Source organism: Streptomyces argenteolus (assembly GCF_042902585.1).
Taxonomy (GTDB): domain Bacteria; phylum Actinomycetota; class Actinomycetes; order Streptomycetales; family Streptomycetaceae; genus Streptomyces; species Streptomyces argenteolus.
This window is the reverse complement of the sequence record NZ_JBIBEG010000002.1, coordinates 1,206,141-1,229,162: the sequence shown is the minus strand read 5'-3', so window position 1 is coordinate 1,229,162 and position 23,022 is coordinate 1,206,141. Positions and strand designations below refer to the sequence as shown.

Sequence of the window (23,022 nt, the reverse complement as noted above, 5' to 3'; positions counted from 1 at the left end):
TCAGGCGGGTCGGACGGCCAGTGCCGCGAGCTCGGCGTTCGCGCGCTCGGTGACCAGGGCGAGCACCCGCCCGGCTGCCGCCAGGTCGTCGGCCGGGATGCCCGCCCAGATGCGGGCGGACAAAGGGGCGGTCTCCGCGCCGACGGCCGCGATCAGCGCACGCCCCGCTTCGGTCGGGCGCAGGTGCGTGCCGTCCGCGACGAGCAGCTGTCCGGCCAGCAGCTCGTCGAGGGTGACGCGGATCCCGGCCGGATCGGCCTTGAGGTACTCCTTGACCTGGGCGACGAGTGCGTCCGCGGTCATCGGGGCGTCGGCGGTGACGGCGGCGCGCAGGGTGATCTGCTGCTGGAAGGTGGCGCCGTGCCGCGCCAGGACGTGTTCCTGGACGCCGCGGGCGGCGTAGTGGGCCAGGCCGAGGGTGCGGGCGTCCGCGGCGGGTGCGGTGGTGGTCATGGTGTTCTCCCCTGGGTGCTCTCGTCGGTCGGTACGGATGGAGCGAGAGGTGCGTCGAGCAGGGTCGTCAGCTCGTCGGTGAACACGCGGGTCCGCGCCGAGTCGAGGCCGCCGAGCGGCTCCAGCAACTGCTGGAGCAGTTCCTGGACCGTCTCCACGGCCTGCCGGGCGACGGTCCGGCCCCCGTCGGTGAGGGTGAGCTGCACGGCACGCGGGTCGCGGGGATCACGGGTGCGCTCGATCAGGCCGGCCGTCTCCAGGGCGCGCGCCAGCTTCGAGACGTACAGCGCCTCCATGCCGGTGTGGTCGGCGAGCCTGCGCTGACTGGGCCGCTCCCCGGCGCGTGCCATGCCGTACAGCGACGCGACCACCGCGTACTGCGCGTGGGTGAGGCCCAGCGGGGCCAGCGCACGATCGACCGCGACCCGCCACTTGTTGGCGAGCCGCCACACCAGAAATCCGGGCGTGGGACCCGGTGAACCCTTGCTCATGGAAATAGAGTACATAGCTACTATGTCCATGGCTACTGTTTCTTCGCCCCCCCAGGGGCGGGCCCGTACGCCCGCCCCCGGGGATCGGGCTCAGACCGGGAGTGCCGGGTAGTCGGTGTAGCCCTCCGCGCCCCCGCCGAAGAAGGTCGCCGGGTCCGGGGTGTTGAACGGCCCGCCGGCCTTCAGCCGGGCAGGCAGGTCCGGGTTGGCGAGGAACAGCGCGCCGTAGGAGATGACGTCCGCGATGCCGTCGTCGATCACCGTGTGGTGCCCGGGGCCGGTCGGCCCGTCGGAGAAGACGTTGATGACGAGGGTTCCGGTGAACTTCTTGCGCAGCGCGAGCGTCAGCTCACGGCCGTCGGCCTGCTCCAGTACGTGCAGGTAGGCGAGGCCGAGCGGTTCGAGCTCCGCGACGAGCGCGTGGTAGACGGCGTCGGGCTCAGGCTCCTCGATGCCGTTGTAGGGGTTGCCGGGCGAGATGCGCAGCCCGGTCCGCCCGGCGCCGATCTCGGCCACGACCGCCTTGGTCACCTCCACGGCGAAACGGATGCGCGCCTGGTCGGAGCCACCCCATCCGTCGGTGCGCAGGTTGGTGTTGGGGGCCAGGAACTGGTGGATCAGATAGCCGTTGGCCCCGTGCAGCTCGACCCCGTCGAAGCCCGCCTCGATCGCGTTGCGGGCGGCGGTGGCGAAGTCGGCCGTCGTCGCGCGGATCTCGGCGTCGGTGAGCTCGTGCGGTGCCACGAAGTCCTTCGGCCCCACGTGCGTGTAGACCTGGCCGGGCGCCGTCACCGGGGAGGGGGCGACCGGGGTGAGCCCGTCCGGCAGCAGGACGGGGTGGCCGATCCGGCCCGCGTGCATGATCTGGGCGAATATCCTGCCGCCCGCCGCGTGGACGGAGTCGGTGACCTTGCGCCAGGAGGCGACCTGCTCGGCGCTGTGCAGGCCAGGGGTGGAGGGGTAACCCTGCCCCACCACGGAGGGCTGGATGCCCTCGGTGATGATCAGCCCGGCGGAGGCGCGCTGGGTGTAGTACTCGACGGTGAGATCGGTGGCCGTACCCCCTTCGCCGGCCCGGCTGCGCGTCATGGGGGCGAGGGCGATGCGGTTGGCGAGCGGGGTGCCGGAGAGGTCGATGGGGTCGAACACCGTGGTCATGAGTGCCTCCGTCGAAAATTACATGGTCGGCCAAGTAATGAGCCGCGGCCACTGTAACCCATTAATTGGCCGACCAAGGTAAAGTTCACGAGGACGTCATGAACCCGGCGGCGGACCGGGCAGCGACACCGCCCCGAGGAGTCCCGATGCAACCCGACAGCACCAAGGCCGCCGATCCCGCCTGCACCGGCGGACTTCCGAGCACGGCTCTGGGCGGCCCCGTCAGCCATGCCGTCTCGCGGGTCGCCCGGCTGCACAGGAACGCGGCGGGCAGGCTGCTCCGGGGGCTCGGACTCTACCCCGGGCAGGAGTTCCTGCTGATGCACCTGTGGGACACGGGGGCGGTCCGCCAGGCCGAGCTGATCAAGGCGATGGATCTCGACCCCTCCACCGTGACCAAGATGCTCCAACGCCTCGAACAGACCGGGCACGTACGCCGCCGCCCCGACCCGGACGACCGGCGGGCCGTCCTGGTCGAGGCCACCCTGGAGAGCTGCGCCCTGCGCACCGAGGTGTGCGACGCCTGGTCGAGCCTGGAGGAGCACACCCTCGCGGGACTGGAACCGGCGGAGCGCGCCGAACTGATCAGGCTGCTCGGCAAGGTGGAGGAGAACCTCTGCCGGGAGGCCGGCGACTGCTCCGGGCGGTAGCCGCCCGGCCGGACAGCACGTCCCCGCTCAGCCGGACAGCACGTCCAGCACCCGGTCGACGTCCGCGTCGGTGTTGTACAGGTGGAAGGCCGCCCTCAGGTTCCCGGCCCGGGCCGAGACCATGACCCCGGCCGCGGCCAGATCCGGCTCCCGGCCACCGAGTCCGGGCAGGGCGACGATCGCGGAGGTCCCGGGCACCGCCTCGTGCCCGAGCGACGCCGCCCCTTCCCGCAGGCGGGCGGCGAGCCCGGTCGCATGGGCGTACAGCGCGTCGGGTCCGACCTCGGCCAGGAGCTCCAGCGACCGCTCGGCGCCGTGGTAGGAGAGGAACGCGACCGGCTCGTCGAAGCGCCGGGCGGTGGACGCCAGCTGCTCCACCGGTCCGTAGGTGCTGTTCCAGGGGTCCTCGGCCGAGACCCAGCCCGCGTAGAGGGCGGGCAGGGTCGCCTGCGCCTCCTCGGTCACCGTGAGGAAGGAGGCGCCCCGCGGGCACAGCAGGAACTTGAAGCCGCCGGTGACCGTGTAGTCGTAGGCCCCCGCGTCCAGGGGAAGCCAGCCGGCCGACTGGGTGGCGTCGAGCAGGGTCCGGGCCCCGTGCTCGGCGGCGGCGGCACGGATCGCGTCCAGGTCGGCGACCCGGCCGTCGGCGGACTGGACGGCCGAGAACGCGACGAGCGAGGTCCCGGGCCGTACCGCCTCCGCCAGCCCGGCCAGCGGGACGTACCGCATCTTCAGGTCGCCACGCACGGCGAAAGGGCTGACGACGGAGCTGAACTCCCCCTCGGGAGCCAGGACTTCGGCACCAGCGGGGAGCGAGGCGGCGACGAGCCCCACATGGGCGGCGACGGAACCGCCGGTGGCCACCCGGTCGGCGCCGACCCCGGCGATCCGGGCGAAGCCCGCCCGGGCGGCGTCCACCCGCTCGAGGCTGCCCGCGCCGGCCCGGGTTCCCGCGGCGTTCTCGCCGGCCAGCGACGTGACGGCCTCGACGGTCCGGCGGGGCAGCAACCCGCAGGTGGAGGTGTTGAGATAGGTGGTCTCGGGTGCGAATTCGGTGGCCCGTGCCCGGTCGAGCGCAGAAGTCTCCATGCGCGCCAGCCTGACGGCCGCCCAACTCCCCGTCAATTACGCGGATTCGAACGGCACGTCCTAGACATCCTTATACGCGCTGGTCGGCCGCCTCCTGCTGAGGCACCTCGCAGGATCCGTCCACATCGCAGGCCGCGGCGTCCCCGCCGACCTGGGTGAGGCCGGGCACCTGGCGGTCCTTCCAGGCCTGCTCCAGTGCCTGGGCGAAGACCTCCGCGGGCTGCCCGCCGGAGATTCCGTAGCGCCGGTCGAGCACGAAGAACGGCACGGCGTTGGCGCCGAACTCGGCGGCCTCGCGCTCGTCCGCCCGTACGTCGTCGGCGTACGCCTCGGGGTCGGCCAGCACCGCACGCGCCTCGTCGGCGTCGAGACCCGCCTCGACGGCCAGGTCGGCCAGCACCGCGTCGTCGAAGACCGAGCGCTCCTCGGCGAAGTTCGCCCGGTAGACACGCGTCAGCAGCTCGTCCTGGCGGCCCCGGGCCTTGGCGAGGTGCAGCAGCCGGTGGATGTCGAAGGTGCTGCCGTGGTCGCGTCCCTCGACGCGGTAACCGAGCCCTTCGGCCTGCGCGTTCGCCGCGACGTTGGCCTCCATCCCCCTGGCCTGCTCGGGGGTGCGCCCGTACTTCTGCGCCAGCATGTCGACGACCTGCTCGATGTCACCCTTGGCCCGGCCGGGGTCGAGCTCGAAGGAGCGGTGGACCACCTCGACCTCGTCCCGGTGGGCGAACCCGGCCAGGCCCTTCTCGAAGCGTGCCTTGCCGACGTAGCACCACGGGCAGGCGATGTCGCTCCATATCTCGACGCGCATGACTCTTCTACTCTCCACCTCTGCAGCAACGGTGCGGAGGGAGCCTCCGCCGCCGGTTCAACGTGCGGACCGCGCGACTGATTCCCGGGTGCCGGGACGGGCCCGTACGGCACGGGCGCGCCTGGCCGGCGGGCCCGTGCGGACCCGCCGGCCGGCTGGTCAGTGGTCCGCGCAGCAGGGCGTGGGGTCGGGGACCTCGAACGGGACGAGGGTCCCGCCCGCCGCGGGCATGGCGGCGAGCACCAGTTCGCCGTCGCTCCAGTGCGGACGGACGAACTCCCGGGTGACCAGCAGGGTCGCGGGATCCGGCGGGTCCGCGCTGCCGAGCACCCGGACCCGCCGGATCGCCGAACGGCTCACCAGCTCGGCGACGGTGAGGGTCCCCGTCAGGGCACCGGCGCCGGGATACAGCACCGCGCGCCCCGCCTGGTCCCAGAGCCCCTCCCTGACCTCGTACCCCTGGTCCGCGAGCCGGGCCCCCGCACCCTCGACGACCGCCTCGGAGCCGGCGCCCAGCGACAGCGCCACCCGGGGCCGGCCGCCGTCGCGCACCAGGTGGGTGCAGCCGAAGACGTCCTCCGTGAGGCCCAGCCCCGCGGCCAGGTCCTGGAGCAGGCGGTCGGCCTCGCGCAGACCGGTCAGGGCGGTGTCGATGCCGATCGCGTACGGCGGCCGGTTCACGACGGCAGGACCCACACCGGATTGGAGTAGAACCACAGGTCGCGCCACGGGTCGGCGTCACCGACGACGTCGATGGCCGGGCCCGCCGGGTCGACGGAGGCGCCCATCTGGCCGACGGCCGAGCGGTTGCCGTCGGTGCCGCGGAGCCTGAGGTAGACCGGGCGGTCGACCCGGCCCAGGTCGTAGGTGAGGCGGACGGTGCCGGTCGCCTTGTTCACCTCGTACGACTTCACGACCCTGGCGCTGGGCGCGGTGAAGCTGTCCTTGTCCTTCACCTCGCCGGTGACGTCCCCCTGGACGACGTCGACGCGGGCCAGGGTGGGCCGGAAGCCGGCCCAGTTGGGGCCGCCGGCCGTGGTCACGTCCACGGTGAGGGTGACGCGGGTGCCCCTCTTGACCTGGAGGGCACCGCCCAGGGTCGCCCAGCGGCTGCCGCCGGAGACCCGGACGTCGAGGCCGCTGATCAGCTGACCGTGGTCGACCCAGACACGGCCGGCCCGGATGCCGTCCATGACGGCCCCGTAGGAGAAGTTCTCGGCGCCGACGTGGGTGCGGCTGTAGTAGCCGGGCCAGAAGTCGTTCTCGGTGACGTCGATCCGCCCGCCGTACACCGGGTCGTCGTAGCGCCCCTCGGCGGCGAAGTCGCCGCCGCCGCGGACCGCCGTGTCGCCGTAGACCTGGTGCGAGTCGGAGTTGGCGGTGATCCACCACGGCTTGCCCTCGGCGAGCAGGCTGTCCCACAGGCCGCCCACGGTGGAGGTCATCCAGTCGAAACCGCCCCAGGTGCGGTAGCTCTCCAGCGGGTAGCCGGGGAAGGAGTCGCTGCCGGGGCTGTTGTTGTAGATGCCACGGGCGCCACCGGGTCCGAGAGGTTCGGGCAGGCCGCCCGCCTGGTGGCCGGGGGCGCCCTCGAAGCCGACGGCGATGCGGTGGCCGCCGGGCGTGGTGTCGCGCCAGGCGCGGATCTCGTGCGGGGAGTCGATGCCCTTGCGCGCCGGGTGGTTGGCGAGCATCAGGGCGTCCTTGATCTTGCGCCGCGCGACCTGCTCGGAGAGGAAGGTCAGGCCGGCTATGGCGAGCGCCTCGTTGGCGGGCGTCGAGCCGGTGGCGCCCCTGACGGCACCGTCGTAGCCGGTCTCGAACTGCTTGAGGACCGAGACCTCGTTCCTGCCCGGGTGCACGAAGACGGTGCCGTGCTCGGCGGCCGGGATGTTCCACTCCAGCCCCTGGAAGACGAGGGTGTCCTCGTAGGCGGCGCGGGCCGCCCGGATGTCCGGGTTGACCTTGTCCACACCGATCCGGGCGTGGGTGCCGCTGCCGTGGTCGGTGATGACCAGCCAGTCCATGCCGTGCCGCGCGCCCTGACGGACCTGGTCCACCACGCGGTACTTGCCGTCGCTGCTGTACTGCGTGTGGATGTGGTGGTCGCCCGCCAGCCACAGGAAGCCCTTGGTGCCGCGGCGCGCGGAGCGGTCGTCCGCGTGGGCGGGGGCGCTCACCGCTCCGGCCAGCACGCTGCTCGCGGCCACCCCGGCGCCGAGCAGCCCGGCGCGGCGCAGGAGGCTGCGGCGGGAGCGCTGTTCGGCGTTCAGCTCCTCGTCGGGGACGGAGGTGTCGAACGCCGCGGGCAGGGGCGCCGCCTCGTGCCGGTGGTCGTGGTGGTGGTCATGACCGTGGTCGTGGTCGTGGTGGTGATGACCGTGCCCGTGTCCCATGGCGCTCCTCGTGGCTGGGTGGCCGCCCGCTGCGGCTGGTTCCGCCGGCCCGCGCGGGCCGCACGAGGAGACTCGACGTAGAAGATGAACGTTGAACGACTTTCGGATGGGCGCCGGACGTATCCGGCGCGGCCACTCCCCGGAGTCCCCGCTCGCCCTCCATCCGGTACGGCAGGCGTCCCGAGCCCGGGGCAGGGGCGTCGAGGCGCCCGAAAGAGGACAGGTTCCGACCTGTTCGCTCCCTACGGTGGCCCCATGACACCCGAGACCGAGGCGATCCTGACCGCCCTGCGCGAAGCCCGCCGGCTTCTCCTCATCACCACGACGGACCTGAAGGATGATCAGCTGACCGAGCGGTCCACCGTGAGCGAGCTGACGCTCGGCGGCATCCTGAACCACCTCACCCGCGCCGAGCGGGTCTGGACGCAGATCCTCACCGACACCACCGGCCGGACCCCTGAGGGCATGTGGGACACGGGCCAGTACCTGACCCCCGGGGGCGCCACGGTCGCCGGCCTGCGCACCCCCTACGAGGAGGCCGCCCGCGCCACCGACGAAGCGGCCGGAAGGATGCGTCCGGAGGCGGAGGCCCGCCTCCCGGAGACACCCTGGGAGCCCGGCGTCGTACGCCACTGGCCGGCACGCCGGATCCTGCTGCACCTCCTCCAGGAGACGGCGCAGCACACCGGGCACGCCGACATCGTCCGGGAGGCGATCGACGGCGCGAACAGCACGGCGCGGCGGTGAGGGAACGGCGGGCCCGGACCGATGAGTTTCCGTAGGAGCCGCAGTCCAAGACCATGAGGGGTGCGCGGCGGCACGAACGGGTCGCGGCGCGCACCGGACGAACCCGCTGGGATCCACCACGAGAACCGAGGAACTTCAGATGCGCACCCTGATCAGCACCGCTTTCGTCTCGCTCGACGGTGTCGTGGAGGCCCCGGGGGGCGAGCCCGGGTACCGGAACTCCGGATGGACCTTCAAGGAGGTGGAGTTCCTCCCCGAGGCCTTCGAGATCAAGGGCCGGGAGCAGAAGGAGGCGTCCGCGATGCTGATGGGCCGGGTCAGCTACGAGGCGTTCAGCCCCGTGTGGCCGGACATGGAGGACTTCGCGGACTACAAGGTGATGCCGAAGTACGTCGTGTCCACGACCCTCACCGAGCAGGAGCTGGTGCCGGGCTGGGGCGAGACCACCATCCTGCGCTCGCTCGACGACGTCGCCGCGCTGAAGGAGACCGAGGGCGGCCCGATCATCGTCCACGGAAGCGCCACCCTGAACCAGGGGCTCTCGGACGCGGGCCTGATCGACCGCTACCACCTGCTGGTCTTCCCGCTCCTGCTCGGCGCGGGCAAGCGCCTGTTCAGCGCGACGGACAAGGACACCCAGCGGTTGAAGCTCGTCGAGCACGAGGCGTACGCCAACGGGCTGCAGAAGAACGTCTTCGACGTCGTGCGCTGACCGGTGTCCCGCCGCGGGCCGCGGGATCGGCAGGCCGGGAGGCCACCAGGGTCCCGGACGGAAAGACGCGTGATCGCAGGGGTCCCCGGACATCCGGAACGGGAACGGCGAGCCCGGACGGCGCACGGGCCCCGGACGGGCGAAGGGCCCGGAATCCTCTCGGATCCGGGCCCTTCCTCCCTGTGTGTCCGCCAGGTCAGCTGCCGTCACGCAGGTCGCCGGGGGCGGTGGGCCGGAAGGCGATGCGGTCGAACGCCACCTCGCAGCCCTTGCCGGTGGGCGACTGGACGAGGAAACCGATACGGGCGGCGGCGCGCTCCTGTTCCGTCCCTAGGGTGAAGACCCGGACGAAGGTCCAGCGCTCGCCGTCCGCGGAGGCGTGAAAGGCGAAGGCGCCGCCGCTACGGGTCAGCCGCAGCCAGTGGGTGTCACCCTCCACGACGGCGGAGTTGACGTCGTCGGACTGCCCCCGGGTGACCACGGTGCAGATCGTCGGGAGCTCCGGGGAGAGCTCCAGGCAGAGCTTCGCCCACTCCCGCTCCCCCACGTGGAGGTAGAGGACCCCCGCGTCGAAGGCGGCCTCGAAGCCCACGCGCACCCGGGCGATCAGCTGGAAGTCGCCCTCCGGGGCCGCGCCCAGCAGCCGCGGCGCGTCGGTGGCGGGCTCCACGGCGTCTCCGCCCGGCGGGACGAAACGGTCCTGCTCGGCGCCGGCCAGACCGGTCAGCACCCCGTTCTCGTACGTCCATCCGCCGTCGGGCCCGGTCGGTTCCAGGGAGAAGGGGAGCTCGGGGAGCTGCACGGCGGTCATGCGCGCCGCCCGTCGACCCGGCGGGGCAGGCCCTGCGGGTTGTCCTCGCGCAGCTCCGGAGGGAGCAGCGCCTCGGGCGTCGACTGGTAGCTGACGGGGCGCAGCCAGCGCTCGATCGCGGTGGCACCGACGGAGGTGGAGGTGGAGGTGGTGGCCGGGTAGGGGCCGCCGTGGTGCTGGGCGGGAGCGACGGCGACGCCGGTCGGCCAGCCGTTGACCAGCACGCGCCCCGCCACCGGGGTGAGTTCGCCGAGCAGTCCGGCGGCGCTGCCGTCGGCCTCCTCCGTGGCGATCTGGAGGGTGGCGGTGAGGTTGCCGGGGAGCCGGGAGAGCACGGCGGTGATCTCGTCCGGGGAGTCGTAGCGTGCGACGACGGTGACCGGGCCGAAGCACTCCTCCAGCAGCGCGTCGTGCGGGCCCTGCTCGGCCAGGCGACGGGCGGGCACGGTGAGGAAGCCGGCGGAGACCGTGTGCTCGTCCCCGGCGCCCGGGGTGACCGGGGTCTCGACGTCCGGGAGCGCGGCCCGCTCAGCCACGCCCTTGACGAAGGCGTCCCGCATCCGGTGGTCGAGCATGGTGCCGGCACCGGTGGCGCCGACCGTCTCGGTCAGGGACTTCAGCAGCCGGTCACCGGCCGCGCCGGACGGGGCGAACACGAAGCCGGGCTTGGTGCAGAACTGTCCGGTGCCCATGGTCATCGAGCCGCCGAGCCCGGCACCGATCTGCTCGCCGCGCTCCGCCGCCGCGGCCTCGGTGACCACGACGGGGTTGAGCGAGCCGAGCTCGCCGTGGAAGGGGATCGGGGTGGGGCGGGCCGCCGCCGCGTCGAACAGGGCACGGCCGCCGCGGATCGATCCGGTGAAGCCCGCGGCGGAGATCAGCGGGTGCTTCACCAGCTCGACGCCGGCGTCGAACCCGTGCAGCACGCTCACGACGTCCTCGGGCAGGCCGTTGCGCGAGGCGGCGGTGCGCAGGATCGAGGCGCAGAGCGCGGACGTCGCCGGGTGGTCGGGGTGCGCCTTGACGACGACCGGGCAGCCTGCGGCGAGCGCGCTCGCGGTGTCGCCGCCGGGGACGGAGAAGGCGAGCGGGAAGTTGCTGGCCGCGTAGACGGCGACGACGCCGAGCGGGATCTTGTAGCGGCGCAGGTCCGGCCAGGGCGGCGTCCTGCTGCCGTCCTCGTGGTCGATGTGGATGTCGAGGTAGGCGCCCTCGTCCACGACCTCCGCGAAGGCCCGCAGCTGCGCGGCCGTGCGGGCGAGTTCTCCGGTCAGCCGGACGGGGCCGAGCGCGGTCTCCGCGTCGGCGGTCTCGACGATCCGGTCCTGGGCCTCGGCGAGCAGATCGGCCGCGGTGCGCAGGAAGGCCGCGCGCACGGTGCGGTCGGCCAGCGCGCCGCGCACGGCGTGCGCCGCCCGGACCGCACGGTCGACCTCCTCCGCTGTAGCCTCCACCGCAACCTGCTCACGCGGGTTCCCCGTTCGGGGGTCGACGCTCCAGACTGGTGCTGCTGCCACCGTGTTTCCTTCCGGTCCACTGCCACACAGGAGAAGTTGTTCGGTATTCTGAACAGCGTTCCTGATCGTGAATACACCGGAACTCTATTTCCGGGCGTTCCGTGTTGGCAAGAAGTCGCAGGGTCGTACAACAGGGCTGGAAGGGGCATAAGGCATGTCGGTAGCCGAGTCTGGTGGGGCGCAGGTCAAGTCCGCTGTACGGACGGTGGAACTCCTCGAATACTTCGCGGGGCGCCCCGGTATGCACTCGCTGGCCGCGGTCCAGGAGGCCGTCGGCTACCCCAAGTCCAGCCTCTACATGCTGCTGCGCACGCTGGTGGAGCTCGGCTGGGTGGAGACCGACGCCACGGGCACGCGGTACGGCATCGGCGTGCGTGCCCTGCTCGTCGGCACCTCGTACATCGACGGCGACGAGGTCGTCGCGGCGGCCCGGCCCACCCTGGACCGGCTCTCGGACGACACCACGGAGACCATCCACCTGGCCCGGCTGGACGGGACGAACGTGGTCTACCTCGCCACCCGGCAGTCGCAGCACTATCTCCGCCCCTTCACGCGCGTCGGCCGCCGCCTCCCGGCCCACTCCACTTCGCTCGGCAAGGCGCTGCTCGCCACCCACAGCGACGAGCAGGTCCGCAAGATGCTGCCCGAGACGCTCCCGGCCCTCACGGAGCACACCCTCACCGACCGCGAGAAGCTGATCGAGGAACTGCACCTCATCCGCGAGCAGGGTTACGCCGTGGACCGCGAGGAGAACACGCTGGGGCTGCGCTGCTTCGGCGTGGCGATCCCGTACCGCACCCCGGCGCGCGACGCGATCAGCTGCTCGGTGCCGGTCGCCCGGCTCACACCCGCGCACGAGCAGATGGTCAAGGACGCCCTCTTCGACGCCCGCGACCGGCTCACGCTCGCGACCCGGCGGCTCTGAGCACCGGAGGCCTGTCGCGCTCCCGGGAGACCCGCGCTCCTGAGAAACCGGTGAGAAGGAACACGGGCGGGAACGCCCCCGGCGCCCCCGTTCGTCCCTCCATCGGGATGAACAAGACGATCAGGCGCGCTTCGGTCTTCTGTCTGCTCATGGTGCTCGCCCTGCTGGTGCGGGCGACCTGGGTGCAGGCGTACGAGGCCCGGGCGCTCGCAGACGACGAACACAACCGGCGGAACGTGATCGCGCAGTACGCGCAGCCGCTCGGAGACATCATCGTGGCCGGTTCCCCGGTCACCGGTTCGAAGGAGACGGACGGCGACGACCTCCGCTACGCACGCACCTACGACCAGGGCGATCTGTACGCGGCGGTCACCGGCTACAGCTCGCAGGCCTACGGCGCCACCCAGCTCGAAGGCATCTACGGCGATGTCCTCGACGGCACCGACGACCGGCTGAAGAATCCCGCCGATCTGCTGACCGGTGCGCAGGCGGCCCCCGGCGACGTGGTGACGACCATCGACCCGGACGTCCAGAAGGCGGCCTTCGACGCACTCGGCGACGACCGGGGCGCGGCCGTCGCGATCGATCCGGAGACGGGGCGCATCCTCGGCATGGTCTCCTCACCCTCGTACGACCCCTCGGACATCAGCGGCACGTCGGACGGTGCCGCCTGGCAGAAGCTGCTGGGCGACAAGGACAAGCCCCTGGTCAACCGGGCGCTGCGGCAGCCGCTCCCGCCGGGCTCGACGTTCAAGCTGGTGGTCGCGTCGGCGGCGCTGGAGAACGGCCTCTACAGCTCGGTCGACGAGGCCACGGACAGCCCCGATCCGTACACCCTCCCGCACACGACCACGGTCCTGTCGAACGAGAACCCCTCGGCCCCCTGCGAGAACGCCACCCTGCGCACCGCCCTCCAGTACTCGTGCAACAACGTCTTCGCGAAGGTCGCGGCCGATCTCGGCCAGAGCAAGCTCAAGGCGATGGCGGACGCCTTCGGCTTCGACACGGAGAAGCTGGACGTGCCGGTGCGGGCGTCGCAGAGCGTGTACCCGTCCGGCATGGACGAGGCCCAGACGGCGCTGACCGGCATCGGCCAGTTCGAGGTGACCGCGACGCCGCTCCAGATGGCCATGGTCTCGTCGGCCCTCGCGAACGGCGGCGAGCTGGCCGCGCCGCACATGGTCTCGAAGGTGACGGACTCCGACGGTTCCACGCTCCAGGAGTACTCCGACGGCGACACCGAGCGTGTGGTGAAGGCGTCGACGGCCGAGCAGTTGCGCAGCGCGATGGTCACCGTGGTGGAGGAGGGGACCGGCAGCAACGCGAGGATCGACGGCGCCGAGGTGGGCGGCAAGACGGGAACCGCGCAGAACGGCGTGGACAACAGCAACACCCCCTACGCCTGGTTCACCTCGTACGCGAAGGACGACTCGACCGGCGAGCAGGTCGCGGTCGCGGTGGTCGTCGAGGACTCGGGGGCGGCCCGCTCCGAGGTCAGCGGGAACGGCCTGGCGGCTCCCGTCGCGCAGAAGATGATGAAGGCGGCCCTGAAGGACTGAGTCCTGGCCCGTCGGCACCGCCGGGCCGGTGCCCACGGGCGGGGGCGCTACCCGAACTCTCCGGCGGCCTGTTCCCGTACGGCATCCGCTCCGGCACGTGGGGTGCTGACCTCGCCCGACGGCTGAGGACCGCCCGGGCCCACCACCGGGTGAACGCCCGGAGGATCTCGGCGTCGTGGGGGCGGCGCGCAGACCCCGGTCGTTCACCTGCCGCAAGGGGGTTCAGGTTTTCGCCGTGTTACGCCTTACTGGGAGGCGCACCCGTGTCGAAGCGCTTCCGGGGTGCTCATTGGTACGCTCGCGCCCCACGAACGGGGTTGGGAACGTACACAGCCCGTTCGAGCGCGCAGGGGATCCCAGTGCAGAGAAGAGGTACCCGTGGGCACAGTCGTTGACGATGCTGCTGCCGCCGAGTTCCATGCGTTCTTCGAGGCGCACTACACCGAACTCGCCCGCCTCGCCCATCTGCTGACGGGCGAGGCCGATGCGGCGGACGACCTGGCAGCCGACGCGCTGCTGGCCCTCTGGCACCGCTGGGACCGGGTCAGGGACGCCGAGCACCCGGGGGCGTACGCGCGCGGGGTGGTCGCCAATCTCGCCCGCACGCGCATCCGCAGCGCGGTGCGCGAGCGCCGGAGGATCGCGCTGTTCTGGATGCCGCGCGGGGCCGGCGACGCCTACACGGCCGACGGCCCCGACGTGTCGGCGGTGGTGGACGTCCAGGAGGCCCTGCGGCGGCTGCCGTTCCGCAAGCGGGCGTGCGTGGTGCTGCGGCACGCCTTCGACCTGTCCGAACGCGACACCGCTCTCGTCCTCGGGGTCTCGGTCGGTACGGTGAAGAGCCAGACCTCGCGTGGTGTGGCGGAACTCCAGCGGCTGCTCGGACCCGAGACCCCGGCGGCACAGGTACAGGTGGCGGCTGCGGGTCAGCGCGCCGGAGGAAGGCACTGATGGACGAGGAGCTGCGGGAGCGGCTGCGCACGGCCGCCGCTTCGCACCGGCCCGACCGGGCGCGGATGCTGGCCCGGATCGAGCGCGGGATGGCCCAGGAGCCGTCGGCCCGCCCCGCGCGGGCCCCGCGCCCGCCGATGCCGTGGCTGCGGATCGCGGGCGCCACGGTGGCGGTGTGCGGGGTGCTGACGGCCGGTGCGGTCGCGGTCACCTCGGCCGGCCCGGAACAGCCCGCGGGCGGGCAGCGGGTCGCCGCCGAGCCCGTGTCCCCGGCGCCCGCCTCACCGCCCGCCGCCCGGGGAGCCGCGCTGCCGGCCGGCCGGGGCCCGCTGTGGTCGGACGGTTCGCTGAACCCCAGCAGCAGCGACTACTGGGCGCAGAGCGAGGTGGTGGTGAAGACGGCGGAGCCGCTGTCCGAGCTCACCGTCGAACTGCGGGTCGCGCTGAACGGCGGTGTGAACACCACCGGTTCCTGGCGGTCCCTGCCGGAGCAGGACTTCGAGGTCACGGCGCGCGAGGAGGAGGGCTACCTCGTCTACCGCTGGACGCTGAAGCCGGGCCGGAGCGTGCCGACCGGCACGCACACCTTCGCGGGGCAGTACAACCACGCCGAGGGCGTGCGCGACACGGGGCGGGACGACTACACGGCGCGGGCCCGGGCGGCGGGCGGACCGGCCTCGGTGGGCGGGGACTTCGGCGACACCCGCTGAGGGCCCGGGGGCGGTCCCGGAGAAGACCCCACCATGACACGGCAACCCTTTCGCGGGCGGTGGCGACCCATCAGCGCGACACCCACCCCCACCCCCGAGGAACGGACCGACCGACATGAGCGAACGAGCGCACACCCACCGGCGCCGCCCCGGCAGGCGCCGCATGGCCGCCGCGCTGACCGCCGCCCTGGGACTCACCGGCGCCGCCCTGGCCACCAACGTGATGCTCCAGCCGGCCGGCGCGGCCACCGCAGCCGTGCCCGCCTGGCCCAGCCCGACCGGCAGCCAGGCCGTCTCGAAGACCATCGAGGTCTCCGGGACGTACGACGGATCGCTGAAGCGCTTCTACGGGAGCGGCGACCTCGGCGACGGCGGTCAGGACGAGGGCCAGGGCCCGATCTTCAAGCTGGCCGACGGGGCGACGCTCAAGAACGTCGTCCTGGGTTCGCCGGCCGCCGACGGCGTCCACTGCTCCGGCAGCTGCACGATCCAGAACGTCTGGTGGGAGGACGTCGGCGAGGACGCCGCGTCCTTCAAGGGCAAGTCCACCGGCTCCGTCTACACGGTGTACGGCGGCGGCGCCAGGAAGGCCTCCGACAAGGTCTTCCAGTTCAACGGCGCGGGCAAGCTGGTCATCACGAAGTTCCAGGTGGCGGACTTCGGCAAGCTGGTGCGTTCCTGCGGCAACTGCTCCACCCAGTACCGGCGTTCCATCATCGTGAACGACGTCGACATCACGGCACCGGGCAAGTCCCTGGTCGGCATCAACACCAACTACGGGGACACCGCCGCACTGCGCTCGGTGCGGATCCACGGCGACAGCAGCAAGAAGATCAAGCCGTGCGTCCGCTACACCGGCAACAACACCGGTGCCGAGCCGACGGAGACGGGCAGCGGCCCGGACGGCACGTACTGCCGCTACACCGCTTCGGACCTCAGCTACGACTAGGAGGCGGCAGTGTGGTGCCCCCGCCGGGTCCCGGTCCGGACCCGGCGGGGGCGCCGAGCCAGGTGTCCAGCCATGCGTGGACCTCGTCCTGCATGGCCGCCGTGAAGGCGTGGCCCGCCTCGGGCCGCAACGTCGTGGTGAGCCGGTCCCCCGCTCCCGCCGCCTCCCAGACCGCGCGCAGCTTCGCGTACGCCGTCCGTACCCCGGCCGGTGCGAAGAGGCGGTCGCGCCCTCCGGCGAGGAACAGCGCCGGTTTGGGCGCGGCGAGGGACGCCAGGTCCGGCAGGTCGAGATGGCGGTGCAGGCCGGGATGGAGCATGAGGTAGGCGGACTGGCCCCGCAGGGTGTTGCCGCCCGGCGCCGTCAGTTCCTTGACGCCCGTCATCCAGCAGACGGCCGCCGCCGCCCGGACGCCGTCGGTCAGGGCGGCCAGCTGCCAGGCCCGGAAGGCGCCCATGGAGAAGCCCAGCGCACCGACCCGGCGCGCGTCGACCTCGGGCAGTGAGGCGAGGAAGGCCGCGGCGCGGATGTCCTCGTGCGCGGCGAGACCGGCCATCGAGGTGCCCAGCTGCATGAGGTTGGCGGCCAGGGCCTGCTGGTCCTCGTAGGCCAGCGGGCCTCTGTCACCCCAGCCGAGGGTGTCCACGGCGAGCACGGCGTACCCCCGGGCGGCCAGTTCGTCGCCGAGGAACCGCCCGTCGTAGTACCGGTCCGCCCATCGGGTGGCCAGGGCGAGCCGGGCCGGGTCCGAGCGGGGCCGCACCACCTTCTCGCGGCCGATCGAGAACTCGGCGCCGTGGTCGTGCAGGAGCAGCACGGCGGGGAAGGGCCCCGGCCCGTGCGGCACCAGCAGGGAGCCGCGGGCGCGTCCGTAGCGGCTGAGGGCGAACTCCACGGTGCGCCCGGTGTACGCCGCCGACCGGTGTTCCTCGACCGTCACCGGGCCGAAGGGCTCGGGACCCGGGCAGGCCGGTTGCAGCAGTGCCTCCCGGGCCACGGCGCGGGCCCGGGCGCGCCAGGCCGGGAGGTCACGGATGGTGGACCTCTCCCAGGAGAGCGGGAAGGTGAGTTCGTCCCTGAGCCGCTCGTGGAAGGCGGGCAGCACTCCCTGGGTGAGGCCCGGGCTCATGCGTAGGGGCGCCAGTCGCCCAGGTGCCCGGCCAGGGTGTGGGCGCGGGCCTCGGAGGCGGTCAGCTGCGGGCGGTTCTCCGGGACGGTGATGCGCGCGCCGGGCCCGGTGTTGCGGTGTTCGGCGAAGCGCTGGTCCTGCCAGGGGAAGCCGGCGGACATGGTGCCGTACGGCGCGACCGCGTCGATACCCGCGCCGAGGTGGCTGTCGCGGACGGTGAGCATCGGGTGCGCGGTGGGGTCCGACGAGGGCACCCACGGGCGGGCCAGCTTGTAGTACGCGTCGGGGGCGGTGCTGGTGATCCGCGAGCGCAGGACGAGGTATCCGCGCGGGTTGGCTCCCGCGGTGCTGGGGGCGAAGACGAAGCCGTACGGGGCCGAGGCGAGGTCCGTGCGCGTCAGGGTGCGGAAGTGGCAGCGGTCGTAGGCGGCGGTGGCACGGCCGAAGACGAAGTCGACGTCACCCTCCATGTAGCAGTCGCGGTAGTACTGCCGGGCGAAGGCGGTCAGGGCGAGGGAGTCGGCGTACAGGGTGTCCTGGTGGCCGAGGAAGCGGCAGCGGTAGAACGCCGAGCGGTCGCCCTGCACCTTGATCGCGACGGCCTGCGTCCCGGTGTACTCCGGGTTGTCGGAGCGCAGCCAGTCGTTGGCGAAGGTCACGTCGCGGGCGGTGAAGCCGGCGGCCTGCACCGTGACGCTGGCAGATCCACTGGTGCCGTAGGTGCCCGAGCCGTCGGGCTTGGGGGTGCCGGCCGCGGTGTCGTGGACCACGACGGTGTCGCGCGGGTCGCCGCTCGCTCCGATGAGGGTGAGCCCGGTCCGGGCGGCGCCGACGGTGACCCGGCCCCGGTAGGTGCCGGGGGCGAGCACGAGGGTGTGACCGGTGCCGGTGGCGGCGTCGACGGCGGACTGCACGTCGGTGTGGTCGCCCCTGCCGTGCGGGTCGACGTAGAGGGTCAGGGCGTCGAGGCGCCGGGAGGGTGAGCCGTAGCGTCCGAACGGGCGAGGAGGGGCGGGCCGTGCACCGGCGGAGGGGGCGCCGACGGCGAGGGCCGCGCCCGCGCCGGCGAGCAGGGACAGGGCACTGCGTCTGCTGGGCATTGCGGGACTCCTGGGGAGGGGGCAGGCCGGAGCGGCGCCTTCCGGGGTGGTGGAAGGGTGCGGTGCCGCTCCGGCCGTTCGGGGGAAGGAGGGATCAGCGGCCGGAGACCTTGCCGGCTCCCGCCTTGAGGCCCACCAGTACGGGGACGAGCAGCGGGTGGCTGACCTTCGTGCGCAGCGTCGGGGTCCAGCCGGCGCCCTCGGTGAGCTGCTCGGTGGGCACGCCCGCGTTGTGCACGGCGACCAGATCGGTCGTGCGCCCGTTGACGTAGTTGTTCTCCGCGGTGAGGGAGGACTCGGACCACTTCTTGAGGATGGTCGCCTTGTCGAAGCCCTTGGGGACGGTGAAGGCGTTGTGCTCGGCGACGAGCTTGGACTCGGCGCCGATGCCGTACGTGTAGCCGTAGGCGCTGCCGGCGGTGACGACGAAGTGGTTGTTGTACGAGTCGACCTGGCCGAAGCGGACGCGGGGCGCGCGCTCCTTCACGTCCTTGAAGAGGTTGTGGTGCAGGGTGACGCGGAGCTTGCCCCGGTCGCTCGCGCCGGCGCCGTCGCTGTTGCCGATGAGCATGGTCTTGTCGTGGTCCTTGAGGACGTTCCACGACACGGTGACGAGGTCGGCACCGCGCACGATGTCGAAGAGGCCGTCGTGCTGCTGGTAGATCTGCCCGAAGTAGTGCGGCTGGCCGGCGTCGGGGCGGTCACCGTCGCTGAAGGTGTTGTGGTCGACCCAGACGTGGCTGGACCCGTAGACGACGAGGTTGTCGTACTCGGAGTTCCAGGCTCCCTGGGCACCGTCGGTCGGGTCCCACTGAGGGAAGCAGTCGTAGGTGTCCTCGAACGAGATGTTGCGGATGATGACGTTGGAGACGTTCTTCACCTGAAGGCTGGCGCCGATGATCGTGGCGTCCTTGCCGACACCGACGAGCGTGGTGTTGGACGGGACGTTCACGTTGACGGCGGCGGCCTGCAGCTTCGCGGACGCCGCGCGGGCGTCCTCCAGCGGGCCCGAGGGGACCGCGTCGCTGCCCCAGACGGCCGGGTCGTAGGCCGCCAGGTACTTCTCCAGCGTGTAGCCGTCCTGCTGGTAGGCCTCGCAGCCGATCGGGGTGCCTTCGGCGTCGGAGTTGCCGTGCACGGTGCCGTCGATCCTGACGATCTTCGGCGCGTCGCCCGCCTCCTGGAAGGCGGCGATGAGCTCCGCCCGGTTGGACACGGTGTACACGTGCTCGGGTGCGGCCGACGCGCCGCCCGTGGTGGAGCCGTCGGCAGAGGCCCAGCCGTCGCCCGTGGGCAGGACCGCGCGTTCGATCCCCTTGCCGTGGGAGGACGCCTGGGCGGGGACGCCCACGGCGAGGGCGAGCGAGGCACAGCCCGTCACCACGGCAATGGCTCGGACATGTCTCATGCGTGCGGGCATGGCGAATCCTTAACTGTCGTACGCGGGAAAGGAGAGGTGTGCGGGAGGGAGCGGGGATCAGGCCTGCGGCCAGGTGATCCACGACTCGGGGACCTGCTCGTCCAGCCGGCGCAGGTCGCGCGGGGCGAGCACCCGCTCGTCCAGCAGCGCGCGGGCGGTGGTGCGGGCCACCTCGACGGCGCCCTTCGGCGCGAAGTGGGTGTTGTCCTGCCTGCCGGCCGGGTAGTTCGGCGACTCGCCGGGATCGAGCCAGTTGAAGTAGGCGAGGGTCCCGTCCGGCCCGAGTTCCTGCCATCGGGCCAGGGAGAGCGCCTGGAGGTCGAGGAGGGCCACGTCCTCCAGGGCGGCCAGGGCGCGCATCGCGGCGGGGTACTCGCCGTGGGTGGCCTTGGCGGTGCCGTCCCCGGCGAACCGGCGGCGTTCGACGGACGTGATCAGCACGGGCTCCGCGCGCCGCGCGCGGGCTCCCTCGATGTACTGACGCAGACAGTCCTGGTAGGTGGTGTACGGGTCGGTGCCCCGGGTGGGGTCCTCGGTCTTCTCGTCGTTGTGACCGAACTGGACGAGGACGAGATCGCCTGGGCGGACGCCCTCCAGGAGGGCGGCGAGCCGGCCCTCGTCGATGAAGCTCTTGGAACTCCGCCCGTTCATCGCGTGGTTGGCGACGGCGAGGGAGCGGCCGAGGAAGAACGGGAGGGCCATGCCCCAGCCGGTCTCCGGCGCGGCGTCGGCGTACTTCTGGGCCGCCGTGGAGTCGCCCGCGATGTGCAGGGTCCGGGGCCTCGGCCTGCCCCCGCCGCCGGCCGCGAGTGCGGGGGTGGCGCTCAGGGCGAGGGGCAGCGCGAGGAGCGCGGCGGCCGTCCGTCTGCGGGTGAGTGACACAGGATGACTGCCTCTCTCGGATGACAAACGTGAGGGGGTGTGTGGAAGGGGGACCGGCGGCGGGACGCGACCCGGACCGCCGCCGGTCCCCCGGTCACCGGGGTGCCGAGGTGTGGCGTGGGCGGCGGCTCAGCCGTTGCCCAGTTCCTTCCACTCCTTCTGGGCGGTGTTCAGCTCTTCGGCCATCTTGTCCAGGAAGGCCTTGGCCGTGGTCTTGCCGAGGAGCAGCTTCTGGAACTCCGGCTCGTTGTCGGCCTTGCTGATGTTGTTCCAGTCGGGCAGGTAGTACGGCAGGTTGACGATGGTCGTGGAACCGTCGGTCAGGGCCTTCGCGGCGAGCGCGGTCGGCTCCGTCTCGGAGATCCACGGGTCCTGGGCCGCCTCCGTGTTGGCCGGGATGGCGCCCGCGGACTTGTTCCACTTGCTGTTCGACTCGTGGGAAGCCGCGAACTCGATGAACTTCCAGGCCGCGTTCTTGTTCTTGCTGGAGCGGAAGAGGCCGAGGCCGTCGACCGGGTTGGAGACCTGGACGCGCTTGCCGGTGTCACCGGTGGGCGCGGGTATGCCGGCGAACTTCTCCTCGCCCAGCGCCTTCAGGTGGTCCTGGTAGGAGCCGAGGTTGTGGCTGAGCATCCCGATGGTGCCGGTGTCCCACTGGGCGACCATCTTGGTGAAGTCGTTGTTGACGTCGGCGGCGGGCGTCGTCTTCTTGTAGAGGGCGGCGTACTTCTCCAGGGCCGCGACGTTCTTCGGGTCGTTCAGGGTGGTCTTCTCGCCGTCCCAGAAGTCCGTGATGCCGGTCTGGCCGTAGATCGCGTCCAGGGCCTGGGCGATGGAGCCCGCACCGCCGCGGATGGTGTAGCCGAACTTGTTCTTCTTGGCGTCGGTGAGCTTCTCGGCCGCCTCGTAGAACGCGTCCCAGGTGGTGGGTGCCTCCAGGCCGGCCTGCTCGAACAGGTCGGTGCGGTACCAGAGCGCGCCGTTGTTGGCGGAGGTCGGCACGGAGTACATGTCGTCGCCCCGGCCACCGGCGTCCCTGACGCTCTCGACCATGCCCTCGACGAGCTTGCCCTTCAGTTCCGACTTCTCCAGCCGGTCGTTGACCGGCTCCAGGGCCTCCTGGGACACGATGTTGGCCAGGTAGGCCGTGCCCACACCGCCGACGTCCGGCAGGCCTCCGCCCGCGATGGCGGTGTCGTACTTGGACTGGACGTCGGCGATCGGGATCGGGACGTACTTGACCTCGATGTCCGGGTTGGCCTTCTCGAAATCCTTGATGATCTCGGTCCAGATCGCGGTGCGCGGGCCACCGTTGTTGTCCCAGAAGGTGATCTCGCCCTTGCCGCTGCCTTCCGTGCCTGAGCTGCTGCCGTCGTCGCCGCAGCCGGTGGCCGCCAGGGCCAGGACCGCCGTGAGGGACACCGCGGTCGCGGCACGCCCCCGGAGCGTCTTCGAGATGTTCATGTCGGCTCTTCTCTCTCGGGTCTGTACGCGTACGTGGGGGGAAATCAGTGGGATGTGCCGTGCGGCGCGTTGCCGATGTACCTCTGCGGGCCCGCGTGCCGGGTCACGAGCTTCGGCACGTCGGCGGCGCGGTCCAGGGTGTACGGGTAGAAGTCGCGCGGCTCGAAGGCGGCGCCCCGGGTGTCGGTGCGCCCGGTGGTGTTCTCCAGGATCGATCCGCGCTGGACGAGCTCGGCCGTGGCGTCCGCCTGGTAGGGGTGCTGGACGTCCTGGTAGTAGCTGTTCTCGATGACCATCTTGGTCGCGCCACGCGCCCAGTTGCCGTACGTCCACGTCGGGTCCCCGTCCGCGACCTGCGCGGAGAGGTAGTTGTTGTAGAGGTGGGCGTAGGCGCAGTTGTCGGCGGACGGGTTGCGTTGCTTGGTGCCGCTGAACCAGTTGTGGTCGATCGTGATCTGCGTCTTCACGTTCTCGGTCCAGCCGATGCCGAGCGCCTTGTTGTGGTGGTCGAAGTGGTTGTACGACACGGTGACGTACTGGCTGTCCTTGCGGATGTCGAGCAGCCCGTCGCCCATGTGCGTCAGCCGGTTGTGGTCGATCCAGACGTGGTCGGCGGAGTCCATCTGGATCGCGTCGAAGTCGGTGGTCTTCCCGTCCCAGTCCCCCTCGACGTAGGAGTCGCGGATGGTGAGGTTGCGGATGATGACGTTGCTGGTGCCCGGGCCGAGGTGCAGCTCACCGTGGACGATCTCTCCGGTGTCCCCCGCTCCGACGATGGTCTTGTCCGACGCGACGTCGATGTCCGCCCCGAAGGGCTCCACGGCGATGGATCCGGCCACCCTGATGACGTAGGGCTCCTCGGCACCGGCGTACCTCTCCAGGCCCGCCTGGTCGGTGACGGTCACCACCCTGCCGCCCAGGCCCCCCGTCGTGCCCCCGTCCAGCGAGGCGAAGCCGTGCGGGGTGGCGGGCCCGCCGCCCCGCTCCGCCGCCGTCGCCTCGCCCGGGACGGTGGGCAGGAGGAGGGCGGCGGCGAGGGCGACGGCGGTGAACAGAGTCCTCGTGCTGGTGCGCTCGGTACGGAGGTGCGTCATTGCGGCT

General features: G+C 72.0%; 22 protein-coding genes and 1 pseudogene. 8 read left to right on the top strand and 15 right to left on the bottom strand.

Going from position 1 to position 23,022, the window contains the following annotated elements; all coding sequences use genetic code 11:
* The 3 genes from ACFY8O_RS12085 to ACFY8O_RS12075 all read right to left on the bottom strand — a co-directional run bounded on the left by ACFY8O_RS12085 (window position 1) and on the right by ACFY8O_RS12075 (window position 2,102).
* On the bottom strand, window positions 1-453 hold the full coding sequence (locus tag ACFY8O_RS12085) for a MarR family transcriptional regulator (RefSeq protein WP_387900902.1): 453 nt from the start codon (window positions 451-453) through the stop codon (window positions 1-3).
* On the bottom strand, window positions 450-944 hold the full coding sequence (locus ACFY8O_RS12080) for a MarR family winged helix-turn-helix transcriptional regulator (RefSeq protein ID WP_387900900.1): 495 nt from the start codon (window positions 942-944) through the stop codon (window positions 450-452). The genes ACFY8O_RS12085 and ACFY8O_RS12080 overlap by 4 nt, the downstream gene beginning before the upstream one ends.
* Before the next feature lie 90 nt (window positions 945-1,034).
* Window positions 1,035-2,102, bottom strand: coding sequence for an alkene reductase (locus ACFY8O_RS12075; protein ID WP_387900898.1), 1,068 nt, complete (start codon window positions 2,100-2,102; stop codon window positions 1,035-1,037).
* 146 nt (window positions 2,103-2,248) lie between these two features.
* Here ACFY8O_RS12075 and ACFY8O_RS12070 point away from each other — a divergent pair, with 146 nt between their 5' ends.
* Window positions 2,249-2,752, top strand: coding sequence for a MarR family winged helix-turn-helix transcriptional regulator (locus tag ACFY8O_RS12070; protein ID WP_387900896.1), 504 nt, complete (start codon window positions 2,249-2,251; stop codon window positions 2,750-2,752).
* Window positions 2,753-2,779: 27 nt separating this feature from the next.
* Here the strand turns inward: ACFY8O_RS12070 and ACFY8O_RS12065 are convergent, their stop codons facing one another.
* The 4 genes from ACFY8O_RS12065 to ACFY8O_RS12050 form a co-directional block, all read right to left on the bottom strand.
* Entirely contained in the window at window positions 2,780-3,841 is a 1,062-nt protein-coding gene (locus ACFY8O_RS12065) for an aminotransferase class V-fold PLP-dependent enzyme (protein ID WP_387900894.1), read from the bottom strand.
* A gap of 70 nt (window positions 3,842-3,911) precedes the next feature.
* Window positions 3,912-4,649, bottom strand: a complete 738-nt coding sequence (locus tag ACFY8O_RS12060; protein WP_387900892.1) for a DsbA family oxidoreductase — start codon at window positions 4,647-4,649, stop codon at window positions 3,912-3,914.
* Window positions 4,650-4,808: 159 nt separating this feature from the next.
* The gene (locus ACFY8O_RS12055; RefSeq protein ID WP_387900891.1) at window positions 4,809-5,330 is read right to left on the bottom strand and encodes a hypothetical protein; all 522 of its coding nucleotides are present in this window, start codon (window positions 5,328-5,330) and stop codon (window positions 4,809-4,811) included.
* On the bottom strand, window positions 5,327-7,045 hold the full coding sequence (locus tag ACFY8O_RS12050; protein ID WP_387900889.1) for a PHP domain-containing protein: 1,719 nt from the start codon (window positions 7,043-7,045) through the stop codon (window positions 5,327-5,329). The genes ACFY8O_RS12055 and ACFY8O_RS12050 overlap by 4 nt, the downstream gene beginning before the upstream one ends.
* A gap of 255 nt (window positions 7,046-7,300) precedes the next feature.
* Between ACFY8O_RS12050 and ACFY8O_RS12045 the strand changes: the two genes are divergently transcribed.
* Together ACFY8O_RS12045 and ACFY8O_RS12040 are read left to right on the top strand one after the other, a co-directional pair.
* Window positions 7,301-7,792: a mycothiol transferase gene (locus ACFY8O_RS12045; protein ID WP_387900887.1), complete on the top strand. Its 492-nt coding sequence runs from the start codon at window positions 7,301-7,303 to the stop codon at window positions 7,790-7,792.
* Between the two features lie 139 nt (window positions 7,793-7,931).
* Window positions 7,932-8,504, top strand: coding sequence for a dihydrofolate reductase family protein (locus tag ACFY8O_RS12040; RefSeq protein ID WP_387900885.1), 573 nt, complete (start codon window positions 7,932-7,934; stop codon window positions 8,502-8,504).
* Window positions 8,505-8,700: 196 nt separating this feature from the next.
* Here ACFY8O_RS12040 and ACFY8O_RS12035 read toward each other — a convergent pair whose 3' ends face one another.
* Both ACFY8O_RS12035 and ACFY8O_RS12030 read right to left on the bottom strand, forming a co-directional pair.
* The gene (locus ACFY8O_RS12035; protein WP_387900884.1) at window positions 8,701-9,315 is read right to left on the bottom strand and encodes a DUF1349 domain-containing protein; all 615 of its coding nucleotides are present in this window, start codon (window positions 9,313-9,315) and stop codon (window positions 8,701-8,703) included.
* Complete coding sequence (locus tag ACFY8O_RS12030) at window positions 9,312-10,832, bottom strand: aldehyde dehydrogenase (NADP(+)) (protein ID WP_387900882.1); 1,521 nt, start codon at window positions 10,830-10,832, stop codon at window positions 9,312-9,314. Before ACFY8O_RS12030 ends, ACFY8O_RS12035 begins: the two co-directional genes overlap by 4 nt.
* Window positions 10,833-10,986: 154 nt before the next feature.
* On the opposite strand from ACFY8O_RS12030, the gene ACFY8O_RS12025 reads away from it, so the two are divergent.
* From ACFY8O_RS12025 to ACFY8O_RS12005, 5 genes are all read left to right on the top strand, one after another.
* Complete coding sequence (locus ACFY8O_RS12025; RefSeq protein WP_037691667.1) at window positions 10,987-11,757, top strand: IclR family transcriptional regulator; 771 nt, start codon at window positions 10,987-10,989, stop codon at window positions 11,755-11,757.
* Window positions 11,758-11,864: 107 nt separating this feature from the next.
* Window positions 11,865-13,316 (top strand): peptidoglycan D,D-transpeptidase FtsI family protein, encoded by a 1,452-nt coding sequence (locus tag ACFY8O_RS12020; protein ID WP_387900880.1) that lies wholly within the window; start codon window positions 11,865-11,867, stop codon window positions 13,314-13,316.
* Between the two features lie 378 nt (window positions 13,317-13,694).
* Window positions 13,695-14,267 (top strand): SigE family RNA polymerase sigma factor, encoded by a 573-nt coding sequence (locus tag ACFY8O_RS12015; RefSeq protein WP_145802513.1) that lies wholly within the window; start codon window positions 13,695-13,697, stop codon window positions 14,265-14,267.
* Window positions 14,267-14,977, top strand: a complete 711-nt coding sequence (locus tag ACFY8O_RS12010; RefSeq protein ID WP_387900878.1) for a hypothetical protein — start codon at window positions 14,267-14,269, stop codon at window positions 14,975-14,977. Before ACFY8O_RS12015 ends, ACFY8O_RS12010 begins: the two co-directional genes overlap by 1 nt.
* Window positions 14,978-15,092: 115 nt before the next feature.
* The gene (locus tag ACFY8O_RS12005; RefSeq protein ID WP_387900876.1) at window positions 15,093-15,926 is read left to right on the top strand and encodes a pectate lyase; all 834 of its coding nucleotides are present in this window, start codon (window positions 15,093-15,095) and stop codon (window positions 15,924-15,926) included.
* On the opposite strand, the gene ACFY8O_RS12000 is transcribed toward ACFY8O_RS12005, so the two are convergent.
* The 6 genes and pseudogenes from ACFY8O_RS12000 to ACFY8O_RS11975 all read right to left on the bottom strand — a co-directional run.
* Complete coding sequence (locus tag ACFY8O_RS12000; protein WP_387900875.1) at window positions 15,913-17,055, bottom strand: dienelactone hydrolase family protein; 1,143 nt, start codon at window positions 17,053-17,055, stop codon at window positions 15,913-15,915. The two genes, ACFY8O_RS12005 and ACFY8O_RS12000, sit on opposite strands and share 14 nt — an antisense overlap.
* On the bottom strand, window positions 17,052-18,155 hold the full coding sequence (locus tag ACFY8O_RS11995) for a pectinesterase family protein (RefSeq protein ID WP_387900873.1): 1,104 nt from the start codon (window positions 18,153-18,155) through the stop codon (window positions 17,052-17,054). Before ACFY8O_RS11995 ends, ACFY8O_RS12000 begins: the two co-directional genes overlap by 4 nt.
* 94 nt (window positions 18,156-18,249) lie before the next feature.
* Window positions 18,250-19,575, bottom strand: a complete 1,326-nt coding sequence (locus ACFY8O_RS11990; RefSeq protein ID WP_387900871.1) for a pectate lyase family protein — start codon at window positions 19,573-19,575, stop codon at window positions 18,250-18,252.
* 57 nt (window positions 19,576-19,632) lie between these two features.
* Window positions 19,633-20,457, bottom strand: a complete 825-nt coding sequence (locus ACFY8O_RS11985; RefSeq protein ID WP_387900869.1) for a rhamnogalacturonan acetylesterase — start codon at window positions 20,455-20,457, stop codon at window positions 19,633-19,635.
* Between the two features lie 129 nt (window positions 20,458-20,586).
* Window positions 20,587-21,921 carry an ABC transporter substrate-binding protein gene (locus ACFY8O_RS11980; protein WP_387900867.1) on the bottom strand — a complete coding sequence of 445 codons (1,335 nt, stop codon included), beginning with the start codon at window positions 21,919-21,921 and terminating at the stop codon, window positions 20,587-20,589.
* Window positions 21,922-21,992: 71 nt separating this feature from the next.
* Window positions 21,993-23,015: pseudogene (locus tag ACFY8O_RS11975) on the bottom strand (pectate lyase family protein); the annotation flags it as partial.
* Between the last annotated feature and the right edge of the window lie 7 nt (window positions 23,016-23,022).